At 65.6% G+C, this 25,000-nt stretch carries 26 protein-coding genes; 21 read left to right on the top strand and 5 right to left on the bottom strand.

The genetic code is table 11. From position 1 onward, the window contains the following. Positions 1-3: 3 nt before the first annotated feature. Together Q0627_RS20625 and Q0627_RS20620 are read left to right on the top strand one after the other, a co-directional pair. Positions 4-915 carry an Fpg/Nei family DNA glycosylase gene (locus tag Q0627_RS20625; protein ID WP_291012788.1) on the top strand — a complete coding sequence of 304 codons (912 nt, stop codon included), beginning with the start codon at positions 4-6 and terminating at the stop codon, positions 913-915. A gap of 30 nt (positions 916-945) precedes the next feature. Next, positions 946-1,689 carry an SDR family oxidoreductase gene (locus Q0627_RS20620; RefSeq protein ID WP_298812442.1) on the top strand — a complete coding sequence of 248 codons (744 nt, stop codon included), beginning with the start codon at positions 946-948 and terminating at the stop codon, positions 1,687-1,689. 58 nt (positions 1,690-1,747) lie between these two features. Here Q0627_RS20620 and pgi read toward each other — a convergent pair whose 3' ends face one another. After that, a complete protein-coding gene (gene pgi, locus Q0627_RS20615) occupies positions 1,748-3,430 on the bottom strand; it encodes a glucose-6-phosphate isomerase (RefSeq protein WP_291012793.1) in 1,683 nt (560 codons plus the stop codon). 87 nt (positions 3,431-3,517) lie between these two features. Beyond that, the gene (locus Q0627_RS20610) at positions 3,518-3,868 is read right to left on the bottom strand and encodes a chorismate mutase (RefSeq protein WP_298812436.1); all 351 of its coding nucleotides are present in this window, start codon (positions 3,866-3,868) and stop codon (positions 3,518-3,520) included. Between the two features lie 138 nt (positions 3,869-4,006). Here Q0627_RS20610 and Q0627_RS20605 point away from each other — a divergent pair, with 138 nt between their 5' ends. Further along, entirely contained in the window at positions 4,007-6,466 is a 2,460-nt protein-coding gene (locus Q0627_RS20605; protein ID WP_298812433.1) for a UvrD-helicase domain-containing protein, read from the top strand. Between the two features lie 59 nt (positions 6,467-6,525). On the opposite strand, the gene Q0627_RS20600 is transcribed toward Q0627_RS20605, so the two are convergent. Further along, positions 6,526-7,494 carry a M23 family metallopeptidase gene (locus Q0627_RS20600; protein WP_291017774.1) on the bottom strand — a complete coding sequence of 323 codons (969 nt, stop codon included), beginning with the start codon at positions 7,492-7,494 and terminating at the stop codon, positions 6,526-6,528. Between the two features lie 642 nt (positions 7,495-8,136). On the opposite strand from Q0627_RS20600, the gene sucC reads away from it, so the two are divergent. From sucC to Q0627_RS20525, 15 genes are all read left to right on the top strand, one after another. Further along, complete coding sequence (sucC, locus tag Q0627_RS20595) at positions 8,137-9,300, top strand: ADP-forming succinate--CoA ligase subunit beta (protein ID WP_291017767.1); 1,164 nt, start codon at positions 8,137-8,139, stop codon at positions 9,298-9,300. 12 nt (positions 9,301-9,312) lie between these two features. Then, positions 9,313-10,215, top strand: coding sequence for a succinate--CoA ligase subunit alpha (gene sucD, locus Q0627_RS20590; RefSeq protein WP_291017769.1), 903 nt, complete (start codon positions 9,313-9,315; stop codon positions 10,213-10,215). A gap of 363 nt (positions 10,216-10,578) precedes the next feature. Further along, on the top strand, positions 10,579-10,860 hold the full coding sequence (locus Q0627_RS20585; RefSeq protein WP_298812429.1) for a DUF4417 domain-containing protein: 282 nt from the start codon (positions 10,579-10,581) through the stop codon (positions 10,858-10,860). Then, a complete protein-coding gene (locus Q0627_RS20580; protein ID WP_298812426.1) occupies positions 10,857-11,234 on the top strand; it encodes a polymorphic toxin type 50 domain-containing protein in 378 nt (125 codons plus the stop codon). Before Q0627_RS20585 ends, Q0627_RS20580 begins: the two co-directional genes overlap by 4 nt. Then, positions 11,231-11,578: a hypothetical protein gene (locus Q0627_RS20575; RefSeq protein WP_291010827.1), complete on the top strand. Its 348-nt coding sequence runs from the start codon at positions 11,231-11,233 to the stop codon at positions 11,576-11,578. Before Q0627_RS20580 ends, Q0627_RS20575 begins: the two co-directional genes overlap by 4 nt. A gap of 71 nt (positions 11,579-11,649) precedes the next feature. Continuing rightward, complete coding sequence (locus tag Q0627_RS20570) at positions 11,650-12,288, top strand: nitroreductase family protein (RefSeq protein WP_291010825.1); 639 nt, start codon at positions 11,650-11,652, stop codon at positions 12,286-12,288. A 72-nt stretch (positions 12,289-12,360) separates the two neighbouring features. Beyond that, positions 12,361-13,134 (top strand): hypothetical protein, encoded by a 774-nt coding sequence (locus Q0627_RS20565; protein ID WP_298812420.1) that lies wholly within the window; start codon positions 12,361-12,363, stop codon positions 13,132-13,134. Beyond that, entirely contained in the window at positions 13,127-13,603 is a 477-nt protein-coding gene (locus Q0627_RS20560) for an RDD family protein (RefSeq protein WP_291010821.1), read from the top strand. Before Q0627_RS20565 ends, Q0627_RS20560 begins: the two co-directional genes overlap by 8 nt. A 19-nt stretch (positions 13,604-13,622) precedes the next feature. After that, positions 13,623-14,288: a TetR/AcrR family transcriptional regulator gene (locus Q0627_RS20555; protein ID WP_291010819.1), complete on the top strand. Its 666-nt coding sequence runs from the start codon at positions 13,623-13,625 to the stop codon at positions 14,286-14,288. Between the two features lie 348 nt (positions 14,289-14,636). Next, entirely contained in the window at positions 14,637-15,533 is an 897-nt protein-coding gene (locus Q0627_RS20550) for a DUF3558 family protein (RefSeq protein ID WP_291010817.1), read from the top strand. Next, entirely contained in the window at positions 15,530-16,069 is a 540-nt protein-coding gene (locus Q0627_RS20545; protein WP_298812413.1) for a DUF3558 domain-containing protein, read from the top strand. Before Q0627_RS20550 ends, Q0627_RS20545 begins: the two co-directional genes overlap by 4 nt. A gap of 103 nt (positions 16,070-16,172) precedes the next feature. Continuing rightward, positions 16,173-17,438, top strand: coding sequence for a glycosyltransferase family 4 protein (locus Q0627_RS20540; RefSeq protein WP_298812410.1), 1,266 nt, complete (start codon positions 16,173-16,175; stop codon positions 17,436-17,438). After that, positions 17,432-18,160, top strand: a complete 729-nt coding sequence (locus Q0627_RS20535) for a class I SAM-dependent methyltransferase (protein ID WP_291010809.1) — start codon at positions 17,432-17,434, stop codon at positions 18,158-18,160. The genes Q0627_RS20540 and Q0627_RS20535 overlap by 7 nt, the downstream gene beginning before the upstream one ends. Next, complete coding sequence (locus Q0627_RS20530; RefSeq protein ID WP_291010807.1) at positions 18,160-19,218, top strand: prenyltransferase; 1,059 nt, start codon at positions 18,160-18,162, stop codon at positions 19,216-19,218. The genes Q0627_RS20535 and Q0627_RS20530 overlap by 1 nt, the downstream gene beginning before the upstream one ends. Positions 19,219-19,239: 21 nt before the next feature. Then, positions 19,240-20,097 carry an LLM class F420-dependent oxidoreductase gene (locus Q0627_RS20525; RefSeq protein ID WP_291010804.1) on the top strand — a complete coding sequence of 286 codons (858 nt, stop codon included), beginning with the start codon at positions 19,240-19,242 and terminating at the stop codon, positions 20,095-20,097. Positions 20,098-20,169: 72 nt separating this feature from the next. Here the strand turns inward: Q0627_RS20525 and Q0627_RS20520 are convergent, their stop codons facing one another. Then, complete coding sequence (locus Q0627_RS20520) at positions 20,170-21,006, bottom strand: DUF559 domain-containing protein (protein WP_291010801.1); 837 nt, start codon at positions 21,004-21,006, stop codon at positions 20,170-20,172. 131 nt (positions 21,007-21,137) lie between these two features. Continuing rightward, positions 21,138-21,746 carry a TetR/AcrR family transcriptional regulator gene (locus Q0627_RS20515; protein WP_298812397.1) on the bottom strand — a complete coding sequence of 203 codons (609 nt, stop codon included), beginning with the start codon at positions 21,744-21,746 and terminating at the stop codon, positions 21,138-21,140. A gap of 108 nt (positions 21,747-21,854) precedes the next feature. Here Q0627_RS20515 and Q0627_RS20510 point away from each other — a divergent pair, with 108 nt between their 5' ends. The 3 genes from Q0627_RS20510 to Q0627_RS20500 are packed head-to-tail and all read left to right on the top strand — an operon-like array spanning position 21,855 to position 24,960. After that, the gene (locus Q0627_RS20510; RefSeq protein ID WP_298812394.1) at positions 21,855-23,234 is read left to right on the top strand and encodes an NAD(P)/FAD-dependent oxidoreductase; all 1,380 of its coding nucleotides are present in this window, start codon (positions 21,855-21,857) and stop codon (positions 23,232-23,234) included. Next, a complete protein-coding gene (locus Q0627_RS20505) occupies positions 23,231-24,190 on the top strand; it encodes an alpha/beta hydrolase (protein ID WP_298812391.1) in 960 nt (319 codons plus the stop codon). Before Q0627_RS20510 ends, Q0627_RS20505 begins: the two co-directional genes overlap by 4 nt. Beyond that, positions 24,187-24,960 carry an enoyl-CoA hydratase/isomerase family protein gene (locus tag Q0627_RS20500; protein WP_298812388.1) on the top strand — a complete coding sequence of 258 codons (774 nt, stop codon included), beginning with the start codon at positions 24,187-24,189 and terminating at the stop codon, positions 24,958-24,960. The genes Q0627_RS20505 and Q0627_RS20500 overlap by 4 nt, the downstream gene beginning before the upstream one ends. Positions 24,961-25,000 lie beyond the last annotated feature (40 nt).

Genomic DNA, 25,000 nt, shown 5'->3' with positions numbered 1-25,000 from the left:
GCCATGCCCGAACTTCCCGAGGTCGGCGCCATCGCCGCGTTTCTCGACGACCGCATCGCCGGACTGCCCATCCGCCGCGTCGACGTTGCTTCGCTTGCCGTGCTCAAGACCGCCGATCCGCCGTACACGGCGTTGACCGGCCGGACAGTCGTGTCGGCAGGCCGGATAGGCAAGTATCTGCTCATCCGTACCGTCCCAGGCGACGCGGACACCCCAGCAGACCACTCTGCCGACGATCCCGACGAGGTGATCTACCTGGTCATCCACCTGTCCCGGGCGGGCTGGCTGCGCTGGAGCGGGAAACTCTCACAGGTGCCGCCCAAACCGGGCGGCAAAGGCCCGATCGCGCTTCGGGTGCATTGCGGGTTGCCCGGTGAGGGATTCGACGTCACCGAGGCCGGCACCCAGAAACGGCTGGCCGTGTGGGTGGTGCGCGACCCGAAGGATGTGGAGCGGATCGCCACGCTCGGCCCCGACGCACTCGGCCTCGGCCGCGAACGCTTCGGTGAGATCCTGGGCGGCTCGCGGGCACGGATCAAGAATCTGCTCACCGACCAGCGGGTCATTGCCGGCATCGGCAACGCCTACTCGGACGAGATCCTGCATGTGGCCGGACTCTCCCCGTTCGCCACATCGAACACGCTCGATGAGACCAAGGTCGACGGCCTCTACGCGGCGATGCGCTCGGTGCTCACCGACGCCGTCACCCGGCTCGACGAGGCGTCGGTGGCGACGATGAAAGCGGAGAAGCGGACAGGTCTACGCGTGCACGCCCGCACGGGCCTACCGTGCCCGGAATGCGACGACACAGTGAGGGAGGTGGCGTTCGCCGACCGCTCGTTCCAGTATTGCCCGAAGTGCCAGACCGGCGGCAAGATCCTCGCCGACCGCAGGATGTCCCGGCTCCTCAAATGAGTGTTCTTACCAGTCGGTAAGATCACCCGCATGACCACTCGCCAGAAGATCCTCATCACCGGCGCCAGCTCGGGCCTGGGCGAAGGCATGGCCCGCCGGTACGCGGCGCAGGGCCGCTCGCTCGCCCTCGCCGCGCGCCGCATCGACCGTCTCGACGAACTCGCCGACGAGCTACGCCCCGCCGCCGCGCAGGTGGCCGTCGCCGAACTCGACGTCGCCGACACCGACGCCGTGCCGGTCGTTTTCGGCAAGCTCCGCGACGAACTCGGTGGCCTTGACCGTGTCATCGTCAACGCCGGTCTGGGCAAGGGCGCCCCGATGGGTACCGGCAAGGCGCACGCCAACATCGAGACGGTGCAGACGAATCTGATCGGCGCCATCGCGCAGATCGATGCGGCGCTGGAGATCTTCCGTGAACAGAACCATGGCCATCTCGTGCTGATCAGCTCGATCGCCGGCGTGCGCGGCCAGCCGAAGGCGCAGACGGCCTACTCGGCATCGAAGGCGGGCCTGACCGCGATCGGTGAGGGCTTGCAGACCGAGTTTGCCGGCAAACCCATCAAGGTGTCGGTGATCGCCCCCGGCTATATCAACACCGCCATCAACCGCAGCGTCAAGACCAAGTTGAAGGCCGATCTGGACAGCGGCGTGAACGCCTTGGTCAAGGCCATCGACAACGAAAAGCAGTGGGCGCCGGTCCCGACCTGGCCGTGGCTACCGATCGCCGCAGCCCTACGCCACCTCCCCCAGTCGGTCACCCGCCACCTCGGCTGAGCCCGCCCGGGCAAGGGCAATATGCCCTCGCCGACCGCGATATCTCCGGAAAATTTCGTCAGGCTTGGCGGCCGCGGTGGTGGCGGTACCAGCGGACCAGGTTATCGGTGGACGAATCTGCTTGGGGCGCAGGGGGTTCGGGGGCGGTGATCACGTCCAGAAGTTCCTTGGCCGAGGTCTTGCCCAACTCGACACCCCACTGGTCGAACGGGTTGATGCCCCAGATCATGCCCTCGACAAACACCTGATGTTCGTACAGGGCGATCAACTGGCCGATCACCGACGGCGTCAGCTCGGGTGCCAGGATCGACGTCGACGGCCGGTTGCCCGGCATCACCTTGTGTGCCACCACATGTGGGTCGACGCCCTCGGCGGCGATCTCGTCGGCGGTCTTGCCGAAGGCGAGCACCTTGGTCTGCGCGAAGTAGTTGCTCATCAGTAGGTCGTGCATCGACCCGGCGTCGGCGTCGACGATGTCATCGGTGGGCCGTGCGAATCCGATGAAGTCCGACGGCACGACCCGGGTGCCCTGGTGCAGCAGCTGATAGAACGCATGCTGACCGTTGGTGCCCGGCTCGCCCCAGAAGATCTCGCCGGTGTCGGTGGTGACGTGGTGCCCGTGCGCGGTCACCGACTTGCCGTTGGACTCCATCGTGAGCTGCTGAAGATAGGCCGCGAAGCGCGCCATGTCGTTGGAGTACGGCAGCACCACCCGCGACTGCATGTCCCAGAAGTTGGTGTACCACAAGCCGATCAGGCCCAGGATCACCGGCGCGTTCCGTTCCAGCGGCTGGGTGCGGAAATGTTCGTCGACGGCGTGGAAGCCGCTCAGGAACTCGGCGAAGCGATCCTTGCCGACTGCGGCCATCACCGACAGACCGATTGCCGAATCCACCGAGTACCGGCCGCCGACCCAATCCCAGAAGCCGAACATGTTGGCGGTGTCGATACCGAACGCGGACACCTTGTCGGCATTGGTGGATACCGCGACGAAGTGCTTGGCGACGGCGTCGGCCGAGTCGGTGCCGAGTTGTTCCAGCAGCCAGGTGCGTGCCGCAGCGGCGTTGGTGAGTGTCTCCAGCGTGCCGAACGTCTTCGAGGCGATGATGAACAGCGTCGTCTCGGCATCGAGGGTGGCCAGGGTGCCCACCAGGTCGGCAGGGTCGACGTTGGATACGAAATGGCAGCGCGGGCCGTCGACATAATGCCGCAGAGCCTGATACACCATGGCGGGACCGAGGTCTGAGCCGCCGATGCCGATGTTGACGACGTCGGTGATGGCCTTTCCGGTATATCCAGTCCATTCGCCGCTGCGCACCCGGTCGGTGAACTCGCCCATCGCGGTCAGTACCTCATGCACGTCGTGCACTACGTCCTGTCCGTCGACGGTCAGCTGCGCGTCGGCGGGTAGCCGCAGCGCGGTGTGCAGCACAGCCCGATCCTCGGAGGTGTTGATGTGCCTGCCGGTGAACATGTCCTCGCGCAGATCCTCGAGCCCCGCCTCGCGGGCCAGGCTCATCAGCAGCTCGAGAGTCTCGCGCAGCACCCGGTGCTTGGAGTAGTCGATGTGCAGGTCACCCACGTCGACGGTGAGTTCACTACCGCGCTTGGGGTCGACCACGAATACCTCGCGCAGGTGCATGGCGAACACATGCGGCTGGTGCGCGGCGAGCGCCTGCCAGGATTGCGTCGCGGTGATGTCGTCGTTGTCGCTGCTGATGAACCCGGAGACCTCGCTCATGGCAACCACCCTATGTGGTGGGGGACTCGCTCGCGCGGGCGCGGCGCTACTGGCCGGTAGCCCGATCGGTCGACAGGTCCGGGGTGGTCAGCGGCCCAGTGGTCCCCGGCCGAGCCGCAGCAGCAGCATCGCCAGGGTGTGGCCTTCCTGGCCAAGATCGCTGAACCGGTCCAGCACCTTCACTTCGCGTGAATGGACCAGCCGCGGACCGCCCGAGGCCATCCGTGCCGCACCGATCTTCTTGGACACCGCCGACCGTCGTTTGACGGCCGCCAGGATGACCGCGTCCATCCGGTCGATCTCGTGTCGCAACACGTCGATGTCGTCGGGGAGGTCGGTCACCTCGCTGCCCAGTTCGTACGCCGCCGGATCGAACGGGACGCCGGCGGCGGGGGAAGAATCGTCGGCGGGTCCGGTGGCGCTGGGAGTCTCGGTCACGCCGCTGATTTTGCCACGTCCGGCGTGCCTTACACCGCTGGAGTCCGTCATGGCCCTCGCCGGGGCACCGGGGATATTCGTGGGCGGGAACTATGTCCGAAAACGCTTGTCGCAGGCGCCCGGTAGCCTTGATCAACGATGATCACCTCCGCGCGTACACCGGTTTCCGACGACACCTCCGCCCCGGGTGCGGCCCTACTCGACGGGCTCAACCCACAGCAGCGGGCCGCCGTCCTGCACGAGGGTGCGCCGTTGCTGATCGTGGCCGGTGCCGGATCGGGCAAGACGTCGGTGCTGACCCGCCGCATCGCCTACCTGCTGGCCGCGCGCGACGTGACGCCCGGGCAGGTCCTGGCGATCACCTTCACCAACAAGGCCGCAGCCGAGATGCGCGAGCGGGTGATCGAGTTGGTCGGCCCGCGCGCCAAGTTCATGTGGGTGTCGACGTTTCACTCCACCTGTGTGCGAATCCTGCGTGCTCAGTCGTCGCTGCTGGCTCCCATCAATTCCAACTTCTCGATCTACGACGCCGACGACTCCAAACGATTGCTCGGAATGATCATCTCCGACCTGAATCTCGATCCGAAGAAGTTCAGTCCGCGCGGCGTGGGCACGGCGATCTCCAACTTCAAGAACGAGCTGATCTCGCCGGAGGAAGCGGTCGACACCGCCCCCGACGACGAGCCGTCGGCCGCCGAGATCGCCCGGATCTACGGCGAGTATCAGCGCAGGCTGCGCGCGGCCAACGCCTTCGACTTCGATGACCTGATCGGCGAGACGGTGGCGCTGCTGCAGCGGCATCCCGAGGTGGCCGAGTACTACCGTCGCCGCTTCCGGCATGTGCTGGTCGATGAATACCAGGACACCAATCACGCTCAGTATGTATTGATCCGTGAGCTCGTCGGCAGTGACAAAGGGCAGGGGGGCGGCGGTGTCGTGGCGCCCTCGGAACTCTGTGTGGTCGGTGATGCCGACCAGTCGATCTATGCGTTCCGCGGCGCTACGATCCGCAATATCGAGGAATTCGAACGCGACTTTCCCGACGCCGAAACCGTTCTGCTGGAACAGAATTACCGGTCGACGCAGACCATACTCTCGGCGGCCAATGCGGTCATCGCACGCAACACGGGCCGCCGGGAGAAGCGGCTGTGGACCGATTCGGGCGACGGTGAGCTGATCGTCGGCTACGTCGCCGACAGTGACCGGGACGAGGCGGCGTTCATCGGGAAAGAGATCGAATCGCTCACCGACTACTCGATCGGCGGGTCGTCGAGCTATTCGTACGGCGACGTCGCGGTGTTCTACCGCACCAACACCGGCTCCCGTCCGGTCGAAGAAGTCTTTGTGCGCCATGGCATTCCGTACAAGGTGGTCGGCGGTACCCGGTTCTACGAGCGCAAAGAGGTCCGCGACATCGTGGCCTATCTGCGGGTGGTGGCCAACCCGGACGACTCGGTGAGCCTGCGCCGGATCGTCAACACCCCGCGCCGCGGCATCGGTGATCGCGCACAGGCGTGTGTGGCGGTGCATTCGGAGAACCTGGGCATCTCGTTCTACGAGGCGCTGCGGGAGGCCGCCGAGGGTCGGGTGCCGTTGCTCAATACCCGTGCCAACAAACAGATCACCGCGTTCGTCGAGCTGATCGAGTCGCTACGGGCCGAACATCTGGAGGCGTTCGGTACCGACGATCAGGCCACCATCGATGCGACCGCCGAGGGCGGCGACATCGGCGACCTCGTCGACGCGATCGTCGAGCGCACCGGGTATCGCGGTGAACTGGCCGCCTCCAACGATCCCCAGGACGCCGCACGTCTCGACAATCTCGACGAACTCGTCTCCGTGGCAAGGGAATTCAGCCTCGACGCGGCGCAGCTCGCCGAGGAACGCGACGATACCGGCGACGACGATCCCGAGGGGCTGCGCGAGGGGGAACCCGAACCGGGGTCGCTGGCCGCGTTCCTGGAGCGGGTGTCGCTGGTGGCCGACGCCGACCAGATTCCCGACGAGGGAGAAGGTGTCGTGACCCTCATGACGCTGCACACCGCGAAGGGCCTGGAGTTCCCGGTGGTGTTCGTGACGGGCTGGGAGGACGGTCATTTCCCGCACATGCGGGCGCTGGGTGATCCTGCCGAACTCAGCGAGGAGCGGCGTCTGGCGTATGTGGGGATCACGCGTGCCAAGGAGCGCCTGTACGTGACTCGTTCGCTGATGCGCGCTTCCTGGGGGCAGCCGGTGAGCAATCCGGAATCCCGTTTCCTGCAAGAGATCCCGCAGCATCTCCTCGACTGGCGGCGTACTGAGCCCAAGCGGTCGGCGCGGCGTGAGTGGGGATCGTCGGGCGGTGTCTTCGGCGATTCGTCGGGGCGAGCGGGGCGGGGTGGCTCGTCGTCCTGGTCGCCGGATCCGGCCCGTCGTGGCGGCAGTCGCAGCGTGGTGAACTACGAGGTCGGTGACCGCAACAACCACCCCAAGTACGGTCTGGGCAAGGTGATCTCCAAGCAGGGCAGTGGCCCCGCCGAGCGGTTGGTCATCGATTACGGCCCGGGAGTGGGCCGGATGACGTTCATGGCCATCGGGCTGCCCGGCGACAAACTCTGACGGCCGGACGCAGAAAGCGCCTCACCCGGCGGGGTGAGGCGCTTTCGGAACGGATCGGGTCAGCCGGAGTAGCCGGCGAGCCGGACGCCGTGGCGGGCAAGCCAGGGTGCCGGATCGATCTTGGTGTTGCCGTTCTTCCAGACCTCGAAGTGGACGTGGGGTCCGGTGGAGAAGCCCTCACTGCCGACCAGGGCGATGACATCGCCGGCGGTGACGCGCTGCCCGGCGTGCACGAGCACACCCGACGACGACATGTGACCGTACATGGTGATGGTGCCGTCGGCGGCTTCCAGCTGCACCCAGTTGCCGTAGCCCGACGCCGGGCCGGCCTCCTTGATGACACCGTCGGTGGCTGCGTGGATCGGCGTGCCGAGCGGGGCGGCCATGTCGATGCCGCCGTGGAAGCTGCCCCAGCGGTTGGCGTAGGCGGAGGTGAGCTGATACGAGCCCAGCGGCAGCGGCGACTCGAACATCGGGCGCCGGGCCAGGGCCTCGCGCCGGGCCTCCTCGGCGGCCCGTGCCTGGCCGAGCTGGAGCTGGTCGGTGAAGACGCTCAGATCGGCCGACGGTGCGGCGGCTGCGACACCGGGACCCAGGTCGGGCGCCGACGTGGCGGCGACGGCCGGATCGGTGACGTTGGCGGCGGGAGCCGGTGCCGGGGCCTCGGACGACGAGTTGATCTGTGACACGGCTGCGACCGCGGCGCCGGCAGCCACCGCGAACAGTGCCGCGCGGCCGCCCTTGAGTGCGGTGGGTGGCGCGGCCACACGGTGGCGCCCGCGGCTGCGACGGCCTTGGCCGGTATTGGTGCGGAACGGCTTGTCGGCGGTGTCGGTGCGGGGCAGGCGGATCTCGCCGCTGTTGGCCAGACCGTAGGTGTCGAGCCGGGCGCCGGAGACGTCGAGCGGTTCATCCTCGATGAACTCGGCTTCCGGCAGGAGGATGTCCTGGGTGACCTCGGACCTGGTCGGACGATAGTCCTGGTACCCGCGACCGTAACCCCAGCCCTCCCGGGCTTCGAGGTGCATCGCCGCGTGCAGATCCTCGATCGGGATGATCGTGGTCATGGTCTCGTCGAAATCGGGACCGTCGAACACATCGGTGGCCGTGGATCCTGTAGAGGCTGCAGAACCCGTGGAGGCTGCTGCCGTCGGGTCGACTCGGAACCTGCGTCCTGCCAAGTCGTCCACCTTCTCTCTCGTTACCGCTGGCACTACTTGTCGTATAGGTTCGCGGCAGACCGGCCGTGACGACGATACGGCACCTGTTGAGGCTGACTTCACGTGCCCGCGTCTACGTCGATCTGTGATCGTTCCGTGACCTGAGCTATGACGGTAACGAAATGGTGGAGACAAGTCCAACGTTCGGGCAAATTCGTGATCGCCGTGTGACGGCGATCACAATGTGATCTTGCAGACTTTGCCACTGACAAGTGGAAAAGCGAGATAGTCAAGTCTCGATTGTGAATCGGGAGATCCCGGTAACCTGCGGGATGCCTGCGTTGTGACAGTGCGGGCGGCAGTTCCCCGGTCGGCTGAAAGTGCGACCGACCGAGTGATCTGTCGCACAAGGTGCCGGAGTGGTGGATTCCGCGACTAAGGGCAGGTTTAGAGTCCGATATGGCCCGCGTTACACCCACATGCGGGCAAACCTACGAGACGGTGAGCTGAATGGATCTCTTCGAATACCAGGCGAAGGAACTGTTCGCCAAGCACGGGGTACCCACCTCCGCTGGACGTGTGACCGACAACGCCGCCGACGCGCGGGCCATTGCCGAGGAAATCGGCAAGCCCGTGATGGTCAAGGCGCAGGTCAAGGTCGGTGGACGTGGCAAGGCAGGCGGCGTCAAGTACGCCGCCACCCCGGATGACGCGCAGACCCACGCCGACAACATCCTTGGTCTCGACATCAAGGGCCATATCGTCAAGAAGCTGCTGGTCGCCGAGGCCAGTGACATCGCAGAGGAGTACTACATCTCCTTCTTGCTCGATCGCGCCAACCGCACCTACCTGGCCATGTGCTCGGTCGAGGGCGGCATGGAGATCGAAGAGGTCGCCGCGACCAAGCCCGAACGGCTGGCCAAGGTCCCGGTCGACGCCGTCAAGGGCGTCGACATCGCCACCGCCCGCTCCATCGCCGAGCAGGGTCACCTGCCCGCCGAGGTGCTCGACGCCGCCGCGGTCACCATCGCCAAGCTGTGGGAGGTCTTCGTCGCCGAGGACGCCACTCTCGTCGAGGTCAACCCGCTGGTGCGTACGCCCGACGATCAGATCCTCGCCCTCGACGGCAAGGTCACCCTCGACGGCAACGCCGACTTCCGTCAGCCCGGCCATGCCGAGTTCGAGGACAAGGACGCCACCGATCCGCTCGAGCTCAAGGCCAAGCAGCACGACCTGAACTACGTCAAGCTCGACGGCGAGGTCGGCATCATCGGCAACGGCGCGGGCCTGGTCATGTCGACCCTCGACGTCACCGCCTACGCCGGTGAGAACCACGGTGGGGTCAAGCCCGCCAACTTCCTCGACATCGGCGGCGGCGCCTCGGCCGAGGTCATGGCCGCCGGCCTCGACGTCATCCTCGGTGACTCGCAGGTCAAGAGCGTCTTCGTGAACGTCTTCGGCGGCATCACCGCCTGCGACGCGGTCGCCAACGGCATCGTCGGCGCACTGGAGAAGCTCGGCGCCGCCGCCAGCAAGCCGCTGGTCGTGCGCCTGGACGGCAACAAGGTCGAAGAAGGCCGCAAGATCCTCGCCGACGCGAATCACCCGCTGGTGACGCTGGCCGAGACCATGGACGCCGGCGCCGACAAGGCCGCCGAACTGGCGAGCAAGTAAGGAACGCTGGACATGTCGATTTTTCTGAACAAAGACAACAAGGTCATCGTCCAGGGCATCACCGGTGGTGAGGGCACCAAGCACACCGCGCTCATGCTCAAGGCCGGCACCAACATCGTCGGCGGCGTGAACGCACGCAAGGCGGGCACCACCGTCAGCCACGTCGACGCCGACGGCAACGCCGTGGAACTGCCGGTCTTCGGCAGTGTCGCCGAGGCCATTGAGAAGACGGGTGCCGATACGTCGATCGCGTTCGTGCCGCCCGCCTTCTCCAAGGACGCCATCATCGAGGCCATCGACGCCGAGATCGGGCTGCTCGTGGTCATCACCGAGGGCATCCCCGTGCAGGACTCGGCGTACGCGTGGGCGTACAACGTCGAAAAGGGCGGCAAGACCCGCATCATCGGCCCCAACTGCCCCGGCATCATCACCCCGGGCGAGGCTCTGGTGGGCATCACGCCCAACAACATCACCGGTAAGGGGCCGATCGGCCTGGTGTCCAAGTCGGGCACGCTGACCTACCAGATGATGTACGAGCTGCGTGACCTCGGTTTCTCCACCGGCATCGGCATCGGCGGCGACCCAGTCATCGGCACCACCCACATCGATGCCATCGAGGCCTTCGAGAACGATCCCGAGACCAAGCTGATCGTCATGATCGGTGAGATCGGCGGCGACGCCGAGGAGCGGGCCGCGGAGTACATCAAGGCCAACGTCACCAAGCCGGTCGTCGGCTACGTCGCGGGCTTCACTGCGCCGGAAGGCAAGACGATGGGCCACGCCGGCGCCATCGTCTCGGGTAGCTCCGGTACCGCCGCGGCTAAGAAGGAAGCTCTCGAAGCGGCCGGGGTCAAGGTCGGCAAGACGCCGAGCGAGACCGCCCGCCTGGCCCGCGAACTGTTCGAGGCCCTATAGCCCGTTTCGACTGGTCCCAATAGCCCAAGCGATCGGGTCACAAACATGGTCGCCGCAACTCCCGAACGGGAGGCGCGGCGACCATGTCGTTTACGGATGGCTAGGAAATTCTACGCCCCGTGCGAATGATGCGGCGAAGAAGAGAATGTGCCAGCGACAACGTCGGGCGGCGTGAGGATGTGTACAGCTGCTGACGGCCACGGGATGCGGTAGCCGGCGTCGCCGTGCTCCGAGTACTCATCGGGTTCAACGACCCATACGACTTTCAGGTCGCGGCCTGCCGGCACGATCGACGAGACGTTTTCAACGGACGCCTCCTCAAAGGTGTGAAGACTGTCGGCTACTACGAGATCCCCAAGATTCTTGGCACCAATTCGGTCCCCGATCGCCTTCTCTGAGGCGGTGTCGAAGAAGGCAAGGCCGGATAAGGCGGCGTGGGTTCACTTCTACGAGGACGATTACAGGTTTACAAGATTCTGGATCAACCCGGAGCGGTACTTGGACCGTCTTGCTGCCAACGGCGGGGTCATCAGTCCTGACCACTCCCTGTATCGGGTGCTCGATTATCCCAGGGCAGTCGGCGTCGCCGTTCACGTGTTCAAGCCAGACAGCCGTCGGCGGTCGAAGTCGAGGGACGCAGCATGAGCAAGCCGCGGAGCCGCCTCATTTCGAAGCCCGATCACGAGTTCGCGACTGTCAAAGGTTTCACGACGGCGATCCACTTCGGCAAGCAGGCCAAGCATCTCCCTGGCCAGCTCAACTACGACGCGACCAAGTCGACGATCACGATCGGTATCACGAGACTCCAGACCCTCGTTGAGCTGAAGGCTGGGACGGGACGCTGGGAAGGCAGAGCAGGGAACAAGGCGGTCATCGATTTCGGCGAGGTGATCGGAAAGCATCGCGACCCCAAGACCGGAAGGTCGGCTGACACCGATCGAGGCACGGTTCACTATTCCAAGACAGGAGCGCAAGTCGTGCCCGCTGCTCCGAACCCGAGGAAGGGAGTCCATCCATGAGTTGGTTTCATCCTGTCGAGGAGCATCAGGTCGGTGCGATTCTCGGGTACCAGGACGAGTATCCTGGTACCCGCTACCTGATTGCGTTCGCGGACGGTGAGAGTTATGTCTGCGTGTACTTCACGTCGTACGAGAGCGAAAATGGTGGCGAAGTCGGTGTGGAGATGTACGACCCTGAGTATGACGAGTTCTATGTTGTCTCGTTCGACATCGTTGGGGTCATTGCCAATGGCAACTGGCGGTACAACGACACTCTATCCGTCGACTATCGCGACTTCCCGGTGAAGATCACAGACGTTGATACTGGCGCGACAATCTACCCGGAGTCAGCGACCACGCGCTGATCGAGAGGACGGCCCGACTGCTACAGTCGGGCCGGAATCGCCCGGGGGGTATACGACCGAAAGGGACTGGGATGTCCGAACTCTTGCCGCTGAACCCGGACGAACTGCTGACCACCACCCGGTCGGTGCGCAAACGTCTCGACCTGACGCGGCCCGTCCCGATGGAGATCATCCGCGAGGCACTCGAGGTCGCGTTGCAGGCACCCACCGGCAGCAACAGCCAGACGTGGCACTGGATCGTCGTCACCGATCCGGAGACCAAGCGCAAGATCGCCGACCTGTACCGCAAGTCCTTCGAGCCGTACATCGCCGCGCAGAATGCTGCCGCCGAACGCCGGGGCGACGAGACCGGAAAGCGCGTCGCGTCAAGTGCTAGCTACCTCGCCGAGGTCCTGCACGAGGTGCCGGCACTGGTCATCGGTGCGATCTTCGTCGGCAAGGGCGGACTACCCGAAGGCAACCAGGCAGGGCTCTGGGGATCGCTGCTTCCGGGTGCGTGGAGCCTGCAACTGGCGTTGCGGGCGCGCGGGGTGGGATCGGCATGGACGACACTGCATTTGGCGTACGAGCGGGAGGTCGCCGAGATCCTCGGCATCCCCGACACCATCGCCCAGGGTGTGCTGCTGCCGGTGGCCTACTACACCGGTGACGGCTTCAAACCGGCTCCACGCAAACCGCTCGACGACATCCTGCACATCGACCGTTGGTGACCTGTGCGCACGCGCCGACGTACATGTGGCGCATCGAGCCGAAAACGCCGGACACCGTGACATGATGGCGAAGTGACCGATGGTGCGGTGGGGTGGGTGCTGGGCGTGCCCGGTCGTATCGTGTCCACCACGCTCGGTGTCGCCGCAGGTGGTGTCGGTCGGGTCAAGCGGACCACCGGTGCGTTGATCGGTGAGGTCGACCTCACCGGTCTGATCCTCGGAGCGATCGATGTCGACCGGATCGTGCGGACCGTCGACATCGACCGAGCGGTCAAGACCATCGACGTCGACGCGGTGGTCGGCGGGATCGCCATCGACAATGTCGTCGGTCGTATCGACCTGAATGCGGTGCTCGCCGAGGTAGACCTGGGCCGGCTGCTGGAGTCGATCGACCTCGACCGGGTGCTCTCGCGGCTCGACCTCAACGCATTGCTGGCCCGGCTGGACCTCAACACCCTGCTCGCCGGCGTCGACCTGAACACCCTGCTCGGCCGTCTCGACCTCAATGCCGTGCTCGCCGGGGTCGACCTGGATGTCGTACTCGCCGGACTCGACCTCGACGCGCTCCTGCGCAAGGTTGATCTCGACGCACTGCTGGCGGCGCTCGATCTGGACGAACTGATCGGGCGCGTCGATCTCGACGCCGTGCTCGCGGGGGTGGATCTGATCACTATCGCCAACAGCGTCATCGACGGGGTCGACCTGCCCGAGATCATCCGCTCGGCGAGCACCACGGTCACCGGCGACGTGGTGACCGACGTGCGCAGCACCGGTGAGCGTGCCGACGACGCGGTGGCCCAGGCGGTATCCAGATTGCTCCGGCGCAGGTCAGGTACGGATGGGTGAGGGTATTGCGCGCGATCGGCCACCGGCCGAGGCCGAACACGGCGTGCGCGACAGTGACAAGCCCGCGGGTGTTGTGAGCCGCGGTGTCGCGGCGATGGTCGACATCGCCGGCGTGCTGCTGATCCTCGTGATCTGCTATTTCTCGGTGGTGGCCGCGCGGCTGCTCACCTCGGTCCGGAGTTTTGCCTTCCCCCAGCCGGACACCATATTCACCGTCGCGGGATTCATCGTCGTGTCGGTGCTGTATCTGGCGGCATGCTGGGCGGTGTCCGGTCGCACACCCGGATCCGTGCTGATGGGTTTGCGGGTGGTCGACCGCAACGGCAGGAAGCTCTCGCCGGTGATCGCATTGGCGCGGGCGGTGTTCTGTACGTTCTTCGCAGCGGGATTGTTCTGGTCGGCGATCGACGCGCAACGCCGGTCGGCGGCCGACGTGGTCCTGCGAACCAGAGTCGTCTACTCCCGCTAAGACGCACTGTGGCCGACACATGACGACCCAAGATGGGGCACCGACCGGTGCCGAGCGCCCGCTGACCCGGCGTGGCCAGGCGAAGGCCGCCCGCCGGGCCGGGCTGCTGGAAGCGGCGGCCGGACAGTTCGCGGTGAGGGGTTTCGCGGCCGTCCGGCTCGAAGACATCGCGGCCGCGGCCGGGATCAGCGGCCCCGGCATGTACCGGCATTTCTCCTCCAAATCCGAGTTGCTCGATGAGCTCCTGGTCGATATCAGCCGACGCCTGTACGAGGGCGGAGAGCAGGTCGTGGACCGGCACGGCGGAGCGGGCTCAGGGCCGTCCGCGACGCTGCGGGCGCTCATCGAGTTCCACATCGACATGCTGGTCACCAAGCCGGATCTGATCTCGGTGCAGGACCGCGACCTGTCCTCGCTCAGCCAGGAGGCCAACCACGAGGTGCGTTCGCTGCAGCGCAGGTACGTCGAACGGTGGGTGGACGTGCTGGTCGAGGTGGGTCGGGAGGCCGGCGGGCCCGCGCTCGGTCCGGAGCAGGCCCGCGTACGTGTCCACGCCGTGTTCGGGCTGCTCAACTCCTCACCCCGGCTACCCGACTACCCGCGGCCCGCGCTGCGCAGACTGCTGGCATCGATGGCCACCGCCGCGTTGCTCGCCCCCGCCGGACCCGTGAACGAACACCTCTGACCTGCGCGAAACGCGTCTTCTGGTCCGTGAGAAAAATTCTTGTGCGATGTGTGTAACGCCCATCCTGAGGCCATCGATACACCTGACGACGGCAGCGCGGGAAATCCCCCGTTCCCGCAGTCTCCCCGGACGTGCTGCCGTCACATACTCGGTGCCCTCGCGCGAATCCCCCGTGGCGCGAGGGCACCGTCATGTCCGGGGCCGCGTTCGAGGCGTACTCCGGTGGTTGGTCGCGGCTGCACCGTCATGTCCGGGGCCGCGTTCGAGACGACATCGTCCCGTCCCCGCCACAGCCCGGCTTGTGGCTAGAGTGGATGCCGTTAACCGTGTGTGGGACAGAGGAGTCGGATGGCGACACGCGTCGACAGTTGGATCTGGGCGATCCGCCTCACCAAGACCCGTTCGGCTGCGGGCGCCGCTTGCCGGGCCGGACATGTTCGGGTCAACTCGGCCACCGCCAAACCGGCCACCACCGTCGCGATCGGCGACGAGGTCCGGGTCCGTCTCGGTGGCCGCGAACGGATCGTCGAGGTCACCAAACTGATCAGCAAGCGCGTGTCGGCGCCGATGGCCGCCGAATGCTATATCGACAACAGTCCGCCCCCACCGCCGCGAGAAATCGTCGCCAGTGTCCCGCTGCGTGATCGCGGAGCCGGCAGACCCACCAAACGTGAGCGTCGTGACCTCGACAAACTCCGGATGCGATCAAGTTTCCTGGTGGCCGTCGTGGCATTGTCGGCGGCGCTGCTGGCCGGCTGCTCCGGTGACGACGGCGGCGGCACCGGCGATGACCCCGACAACACCCCGACCGCGGCCGCGGGTCCGTTCTTCGGTCCCTGCGGGGGCGTCACCACAGAGGACGTCATCCGGATCACCGGATTCGCAGGCCTGACCCAGACCGTGAACAACACGTCGGCCTGCGAATGGGATGCCAGCGCCGACCGCACCGGAAAGGTCGCGTCGTTCAACTGGTACCGCGGCTCGCCCATCGGACGCGAGGAGGCCAACGTCAAACTCTCCCGGGCCACCGCCAAGAACATCGAGATCAACGGCCACAAGGGTTTCATCGGCTACGACCAGACCCAGGGCATCTGTGAGATCGGAATCGGATTCGGTTCGGACTTCTTCGAATGGTCGGTCAGCGCCGCCGAACGCGGGTCGACGGCCACGACCCTGCCGCCGATCGACACCGTCTGTGAGTCCGCCCGGCAACTGTCCCGGCTGGTCATCGAGCGAGCATCATGAAACGCGCCCGCTACGCCCTCGCGGCGCTCGCCGCCACCCTGCTGCTGCTCACCGGGTGCACGATCGACGGCACGCCCGTCGCCACCGGCCAGGGCGACACCGGCGGCGACAGCAAGGTCGACACGGACCGCTACGACAACCTGCTGCTCGAATGCAACATCCTGTCCGACTCGACGATCGCGAAGGTGGTTGGCGGCGCCGTCGCGCAGGGTACCTTCGTCGGAGCGATCTGCCGGTGGATCGTCACCGGCGCGACCACCACATCGGTGACATTCACCTGGTACGAATCGGGCAGCCTCAACTCAGAGAAGCAGATCGCCAAGAAATTCGGCTACACCACCGAGAACATCAAGATCGCCAGTCAGACGGGCTTCACACAGCGCGACCCCAAGGACTCCGCCAAATGCGGTGTCACCGCCCGGGCCCCGAGCCGCGGAGTGTTCACGTGGTGGACCGAGCCACGTGGCGCGACCCCCGCCGACCCGTGTGCGGCGCCCACCAAACTCATGGAACTGGTCCTGAGCGGCGGGCAGTAACATTTTGCCGGCGGATGGTTCGTCTGGCGACTGGTACAGTCTCGGCTAACTAGAACACGTTCCAGACAGGTGTCCAGGACGAATGGCGAAAGGTGGTTCACTGATGCGCGTGGCCCTGCTGTCCTACCGGAGCAAGCCGCATTGCGGCGGACAGGGTGTCTACGTCCGGCATCTGAGCCGCGAACTGGCCCTGCTCGGCCATCAGGTGGAGATATTCTCCGGCGCCCCGTACCCCGAACTCGACCAGGTGGCCGTCGATGCCGGTGTCACCGTCACCAAGGTGCCCAGCCTCGGCCTGTACGACGAACCGAACCTCTTTCGCACACCCCGCCCGCGGGAGTACCGCGACTGGATCGACGTCATCGAGGTGCTGTCGATGTGGACGGCGAGCTTCGCCGAACCGCTCACGTTCAGCCTGCGCGTGGCCCGGCTGCTCAAGTCCCGCCGCGCCGACTTCGATGTCGTGCACGATAACCAGTGCCTGGGCTACGGCCTGCTCGACATCCAGCGCACCGGATTCCCGCTGATCGCCACGATCCATCACCCGATCACCCGCGACCGGGCGCTCGCCGTCAAGGCAGCCAGGGGGCTCAAGAAGATCTCCGCGTGGCGGTGGCATTCGTTCCTGGCGATGCAGGGCCGGGTAGCCCGGCGCATACCCGAACTCCTGACGGTCTCGCGCAGCAGTGAGGTCGATATCCGCAAGGCCTTCGACGTCGACAAGGGTGCGATCACCACCATCCCGCTCGGCGTCGACACCGACGTGTTCACCGCCGATGCCGCGCCCGAGCGAGTGTCCGGCCGGATCGTGTGCGTGGCCAGCGCCGACGCCCCGCTCAAAGGGGTGTCGTATCTGCTGGAGGCCGTCGCCAAACTCGGTGCCGAACGTGATGTCTCGCTGACGCTGGTGTCCAAACTCGACCCCGACGGCCCGTCGGCCAAGCTGATCGACGACCTGGCCATCGGGGACCGGGTGAACGTCGTCTCCGGCCTGGAAGACACCGAACTCGCCGGGTTGCTCGCCTCGGCGCAGGTGGCGTGCGTGCCGTCGCTGTACGAGGGCTTCTCGCTGCCGGCGGTGGAGGCGATGAGCTGCTCGACGCCGCTGGTGGCCACCCGCGCCGGGGCGATCCCGGAGGTGGTCGGCGATGCGGGTGTGATTGTGCCACCGCGTGATTCGGAGAGATTGGCGCAGGAGATCGGGCGGCTGCTCGACGACGCCGCCCTGCGTGAGCAGGTCGGCGCGGCCGGCCGGGCCCGCGTCGAGGAGTCCTACAGTTGGGCGGCCGTGGCCGCCAAGACCGCCGCACACTACGAGACGGTGCTGGCTCGAACAGGAGCCGGAGTGAAGGGGAAAGACCAGTGCTGACAGTGGATTTCGACCGGCTGAACGTCGGGGAGGGCACCAAGGCCATCGATATCGGCGCAGGCCAGGGGCGGCATTCATACGAGATGTTCCGCCGCGGAGCCGATGTCATCGCCTTCGACATGAGCGAATCCGACATGACCGATGTGGGCGCGATGTTCGACGCGATGATGGCCGAGGGGCAGGTTCCCGCGTCGGCCAAGGCACGTGCCGAAGTCGGTGATGCCCTGCATCTTCCGTACGCGGACAACAGCTTCGACGTTGTGCTGATGTCGGAGATCCTCGAGCACATCCCGTCCGACGACGCCGCGATCGCCGAGATGGTGCGGGTGCTCAAGCCCGGTGGCCTTGCGGCGGTGACGGTTCCGCGGTACTGGCCGGAGAAGGTGTGCTGGGCGCTGTCGACGCCGTATCACGAGGTCGAGGGCGGCCACGTGCGCATCTACAAGGCCTCCGAGCTCGCCGGCAAGCTGGAGAAGGCGGGCCTGGAGGTCACCGGTACCGATCACGCCCATGCCCTCCATTCGCCGTACTGGTGGCTCAAATGTGCTGTGGGCGTTGATAATGACGGTAATCCGCTGGTCAAGGCATATCACAAACTGCTGGTGTGGGACATGATGAGCGCACCGAAGTTGACCAGGGTGGGCGAGCAGCTCCTCAACCCGGTGATCGGCAAGTCGGTGGCGCTGTACCTGCGTAAACCCGGCGCGGCCGAAGCGGCCTGATGGCGATCCCCGCGATCGCGGGAGTCCTCACCGCTCAACAGGTCCTGGCGACGGGCGCGGCAATCGTTGCCATGCAGGAGGATTCGGGTGCGCTGCCGTGGTTCCCCGGCGGTCAGACCGATCCGTGGGATCACATCGAATCGGCGATGGCATTGTCGGTGACGGGTTTTCATGCCGAAGCCGAAGCGGCCTACGACTGGTCGCGCAGGCATCAGCGGGCCGACGGATCCTGGCCCATCCGCACCGTCGCGGGCCGGGTCGAGGACCCCAACATCGACAGCAACTTCTGCGCCTACATCGCCGTCGGGGTGTGGCATCACTACCAGATCACCGGTGACACAAGGTTTCTGAACCGTATGTGGCCGGTTGTGTGGTGGGCGATGGAACTGGTACTGACGTTCCAGCGGCCCGACGGCGCATTTCGCTGGGGCGGTGATCCGTCCGGTGCGAAATTCTCCGAGGCGCAGATCACCGGCAATGCCAGCATCTTTCACGCACTGGATTGCGCCATTCGTATCGCGGCCGAGATGCGCCAGCCCGAAGAGGACTTCGTCGTTGCGCACGCCGCGCTCGGAGCCGCCTTCACCGAACGGATGGACACCGCCTTCGAACCCCCGTCGGAACACTCGATGGATTGGTACTACCCGATCCTCGGCGGTGCGATGCGCGGGGAGCGTGCGCAGCGGCACATCGCCGAGCGCTGGGACGAGTTCGTGGTGCCGGGCAAGGGCGCACGCTGCGTGCATCACCGGCCGTGGGTGACGGGCGCCGAGACCAGCGAGCTGGCACTGGCTCTCGACGCGCTCGGCGACACCGCCGACGCGATCGCGCTCGTCGAGTCCATTCAGCATCTGCGCGATCCCGATGGATCGTACTGGACCGGTCTGGTGTTCTCCGACGGCAAGCGCTGGCCGGTGGAGAAGTCCTGCTGGACGTCGGCGGCCGTGGTGCTGGCCGCTGACGCGATCTCGCGCACCAGCGCTGCCAACGGCATTTTCCGGGATGTGCGGTCACCCCTGGGCGACGCGGGTAGAACGTGTTACAGTTCTAGCCACTAGACACCTGTCCAGGAGGCTTTGATGGAGTTCGGCATCGTACAGTTCACCAGTGACCGCGGGCTCAAACCGCAGATCCTGGCGCCACTGATCGAGGAGGCGGGGTTCGCCTCCTACTACGTGCCCGAGCACGGCCACATCCCCACGCGCCGCGACGCCGCCCACCCGCAGACAGGCGACTCGTCACTACCCGACGACCGGTACATGCGCACCCTGGATCCGTGGACGACCCTGTCCGCCGCGGCAGCGGTGACCGAACGGATCCGGCTGGCCACCGCGGTGGCGCTGCCGGTACAGTCCGACCCCATCACCCTCGCCAAGACCCTTGCGACGCTGGACCATATCTCCGGCGGCCGGGTCACCCTGGGCGTCGGATTCGGCTGGAACCTCGATGAACTGGGCGATCACAACGTGCCTCCGGGTCGTCGTCGCACGATGCTGCGCGAGTACCTGGAGGCGATGCGCGCGCTGTGGACCGACGAGGAGGCCGAATACCACGGCGAGTTCGTCGATTTCGGCACCAGCTGGGCCTGGCCCAAGCCGCCGCAGGGCCTGATCCCCACACTCGTCGGCGCCGCCGGCAACGAGAAGAACTTCAAGTGGATCGCCCGCAGCGCCGACGGCTGGATCACCACCCCCGGCGAGGCCGACATCGAGGGTTCGGTGGCTCTGCTCAAGCAGATCTGGAGCGACGCAGGCCGCGAAGGCACCCCCCAGATCGTGGTCCTGGATTTCCGTCCAGACCCCGAAAAGCTGGCCCGCTGGCAAGAAATCGGAGTAACGGAAGTCCTCTACGGCCTCCCCGACGATTCAGTAGAGAAGGCAAGTGCCTACCTGGCAAAACTGGCCGGCAAACTCGGTATTGCCCCGGCAGTCGTCTGACCCTGGTCAAAAACTGCCCTCCATGGGGCGCGTGATGGATATCTGCATCGCGGGGGTTGTGGAGGGTGGTTTTTATCCGGGTTTGCGACGGTGCTGCCCGCGCGCGATCACGGACTGGATGTCCCGGTAGGTGGAGTCCCAGGTTCGGAATACCTGGCCGTAGGTTACCCGCATCGGTAGGTAGCCTTGCGCCACCAGCTTTCGGTCGCGCGTGCGATCGGACTCGTAGTTGCTTTCGCCCGTGTGGTGATCCCGGCTGTCGAGCTCCAGAACCAGTCTGCCGCCGATCAGCAGGTCCACCCAGCCCACTTCTGGCACATGATGCTGGACTTCGACATGAACCCCCATGCTGCGCAGTCGTAGTCGCGTAGCTGTTTCTGTTCCCGACGCCGCGCGCCGATCGCATCGTTCGATAGCTGCCCGCAGCTTCTCCGGAGCGCCGAGGAACTCGCGGCGAAGCTCATCGTGACTCAGTTTGCCGTGGTGCAGGGCGGAGTCGCACACGATGATGAACTCCTCCTCGCTGAAGCATCGCGCGTAGTACGCAAGTGCGGTGGCGACATCGTCGATCGAACCCCGCGCCGGCGTCGGCCGACCGTGTCGTCGGCATCGGTCATGAGACTGCCGACGCTCATGCCGGGTGACACGCGCATGAACCCGCTTGTCGTGCTCGGGAATCCACAATTGGTGCCACGTCAGCGCCGTGACGCAGGTGACCACCGAATGGTCGGCGACGGCGCTGATGACGCGCGGGTCGGCGTCCGGAAAGGCGTGGAATCCGTGGCGAAGAGGCGTGAGTTGTCCGGCTGCCGAGGCCTGCCGGATCTGCTTCGGCGTGTAGCCCAGAGAATAGAGTTGCCTGCTGGTTGCCACCCCACCGAACCTGCGGTAGATCAAATCTAGGTTCACAGAACCAGTATCAGTCCAAAATCAAACCTACCTCTGATAAATCTCCAGCCTGTGGATGAACACGAACAAGAACCACCCTCCACAGCTCGATCGATGGATATCTGCATCGGTCACTCTGTGGAGGGTGGTTCTTATCCCGGGTCCGAAGCAAGGGCCGGCATGACGTAGTGGTGGATGTGGCGGGACACGTCTGCGGGGTTGTCCGGATTCAGGGTGGTGCTGGGGGTGGTGCCGATGCTGATCATCAGGCGTGCAACCCATTCCGCGGTTTCCGCCGGGTCGTGTCCGGGTGCGATGTCGCCACGGGTGATGGCGGCGTCGACGAAGGGGCGCCAGAACTGGGCCAGACCGGGGATCAGTCCGGCCACACCGGGGCCGATGCAGGCCGCGTACTCCTCGGGTTCGGTCAGCTGTAGCCGGATCAGGACCGGTCCCGGATCGTCGTAGGCGCCTCGGCCCACCCGGACCCCGACGATCATCTGGTCGGCGAAGGAGTCGAGCTTTTCCAGTTCGGCTCGGGCGTTGGTCCAGAATGCGTCGCTGATCGCCACGATGGCTGCGCCGACCATCGACTGTTTGTCGGGGAACTGGCGGTATAGCCACGCTCGGGACATTCCGGCGGCATCGGCCACTTCGGCGACGGTGAGAGCGCGTATTCCTTTGGCGGCCAACAGTTTCTGTGTAGCGGCAACGATCCTGTCCCGGGCGTCGGGTTCGGGCCTGTCGGTTGCCATCTTCATGGATGGGTACTCTACCAGCCGGGGTAGACAAAGTTGCGAAAGTGTCTACACTGGGTCGTGGTGTGATCTGGGCAACTCCAGGGATCTGTTGAGAAGAAGGGTGCGGGTGTGGCGCGAGACCTACCCACGGTGGCGATCATCGGGGCCGGAATCAGTGGCCTGACGGCGGGAAAGCAGCTCAAGGACTACGGGGTTCCGTACGTCTGCTTCGAGTCGTCCGACCGGATCGGTGGCAACTGGGCGTTCGGTAATCCCAACGGGCACAGCAGTGCCTACCGGTCACTGCATATCGACACCTCCAAATACCGGCTCTCGTTCCGGGATTTCCCGATGCCCGACGAGTATCCGGATTTTCCGCACCACACCCAGATCAAGGCCTATCTCGATTCGTATGCCGAGGCTTTCGGGCTCCTGGAGAACATCGAGTTCACCAACGGGATCGTGCACGCCGAACGGCTGCCGGGCGGTGGCTGGGAACTGACCACCCAGCGTGGGGAAACCCGGCGTTTCGATCTACTGGTAGTGGCCAACGGCCATCACTGGGATCCGCGGATGCCCGATTTTCCGGGTGAGTTCAACGGCATTCAGATGCACGTGCACAGCTATATCGATCCGCGTACCCCGTACGAGTTCTTCGACAAACGAATCCTCGTGGTGGGCCTGGGTAACAGTGCGGCAGATGTCTCGGTGGAATTGTCGTCGAAGGCGCTGGGCAACACGCTCACCCTGTCGACGCGGTCGGGTGCGTGGATCGTGCCCAAGTACTACGGCAGCGTGCCCGCCGACAAGCTGTACCGCACATTCCCGCACATTCCGCTGGCGTGGCAGCGCAAGGTCTTGCAGACGATGATCCCGATGGTGGGTCGGCCGGAGGATTTCGGCCTGCCCAAGCCGAATCACAAGTTCTTCGAGGCCCACCCCACCCAGTCGGTGGAATTGCCGTTCCGGCTCGGTGCCGGCGATGTGATACCCAAGCCCAATGTCACCCGGTTGGACGGGGACACAGTGTATTTCGAGGACGGCACGCACGACGACTTCGATATCATCATCTACGCCACCGGATACAACATCACCTTCCCGTTCTTTGACACCGATTTCATCAGCGCCCCCGACAACAAGATCGACCTGTACAAGCGGATGTTCTATCCGGGTATCGACGATCTGATTTTCCACGGTTTCGCGCAGGCCACCCCCACGCTGTTCCCGTTCGTCGAATGCCAGGCGCGGTTGATCGGCGCGTACGCGGTCGGCAGGTACGCGCTGCCGTCGGCGCAGGAGATGCGCGCCGACATCGCCGCCGACGACGAACACGATCGAGGACATATGCAGAAGTCGGCCCGGCACACCCAGCAGCTCGACTACTTCCTGTACGAGCACAAGATGCGCACCACCGAACTGCCCGCCGGATACGAGCGGGCGCGCACACAGGGCCCGCCGAGTTGGGCGCACGTGGCCGATGACCGGATCGCAGTGGGGGAGCAGGCATGAGCGGCACGGCACAGACCACACTGCCGCGCGGAGCGATCTCACTGCGCTTCGATTCGGACGGAACCGAATGCGACGCCTGGTTTTTCGCCGGTTCCGACGACTCCCCGTTCGAGACCGACGGCAACCGCCCGGCGGTGGTGATGGCGCACGGTTTCGCCGGAACCAAGGATTCGGGTCTGGCGCCGTTCGCGCAGCGTTTCGCCGACGCCGGTCTGGCGGTGTTCGCCTTCGACTACCGAGGCTTCGGCTGTTCGGACGGCACTCCGCGCCAACGGGTCTCGATGACCGGTCAGGCCCGCGACTACATCGCGGCGATCGACGCGGCGGCCACCCTGCCCGGCGTCGACCCGCGGCGCATCATTCTGTGGGGCGTCTCGCTCGGTGCCGGCCTCGTACTCAAGGTCGCCCCGCGACGCGGTGACATCGCGGCCGTGATCGCGGTGGTGCCGCTGGTCAGCGGTATCGCCGCGGGCAAACACGCTCGCACACACGTGAGCGGTGCGGGCATGGCGCGCTCGGCGGTGGCCGCGCTCGGCAGCACAGTGGCCGCCAAGATCGGCAGACCGCCGACGATGATGCGGGTCGTCGGCTATCCCGGCGACACCGACGCGGCGCTGAGCGCGCCGGGTTTCTTCGAGAGCTACCGGGCCATCGCCGGACCGAGCTGGCGCAACGAGATCGACGCCGCCATCGGTATGGAGATCGGATCGTTCCGGGTGGGAAAGGAGGCCGGCGAGATCGACGCGCCGGTGCTGTTCCAGATCGCCGACTTCGATTCGGGCGCGCCGCCGGAGGCCGCGGCCAAGGTGGCGTTCACCGCCCGCGCCGAGGTCCGCCACTATCCGTGCGATCACTTCGACGTCTTCGCCGGCAACGACTGGCACGAGGCGACCGTGCAACACGAGATCGCTTTCCTGACAAGACATCTGATCAAAGCCGGGGCGGTCACCGAATGAGCGTGGTCACGATCTCCGATCACGCGAAGGTCCGGACCCTCACCCTCAACAGACCCGAGGCACTGAACGCCTTCAACGAGGCACTGTGTGACGGGCTCACCCGTGCCCTGCTCGACGCCGCCGCCGACCCCGACGTGTCGGTGCTGCTCATCACGGGAGCGGGCCGCGCCTTCAGCGCCGGTGTCGACCTGAACGAATTCACAGTCAGGGCAACCGATCCCGACTCCTTCACCCCCGGTGAGTACGGATTCAGCGGACTTATCGACGCGCTCATCGACTTTCCCAAACCACTGATCTGCGCGGTCAACGGTTTCGGGGTGGGCATCGGCACCACCATCCTGGGTTTCGCCGACCTGGCGTTCATGTCGTCGACGGCACGGCTCAAATGCCCGTTCACCAGCCTCGGTGTGCCGCCCGAGGCATCGTCGTCGTTCCTGCTGCCCACGCTGATCGGCAGACAGAACGCGGCGTGGGTACTGATGAGTTCCGAATGGATCGGCGCCAACGAGGCCAAGTCGATGGGGCTGGTCTTCGCGGTGTGCGAGCCCGACGACCTGCTCGCCCGGGCCACCGGGCATGCCGAACTGCTCGCCTCGCGTTCGCTGACCTCGCTGATGGCGGTGAAGTATACGATGGTCGAGCCGGTGAGACAGCAGATGCGCGATGCGAAAGCCCGTGAGGGAGAACTGTTCACACAGTTGATGGGAGCGGGCGACAATGCCGATGCGCTCAGCCGCTACGGCCGGGAGAAAACGGAAAAGAGTTCCTGAACGGGGCCGGCGAACGTTGTGCCCGCCGGTCGCTCCGCTC

The organism is uncultured Gordonia sp. (assembly GCF_937858515.1).
GTDB lineage: Bacteria > Actinomycetota > Actinomycetes > Mycobacteriales > Mycobacteriaceae > Gordonia.
Note: the sequence above shows the minus strand (reverse complement) of the source record. Positions and strands in the feature narration are given on the sequence as shown.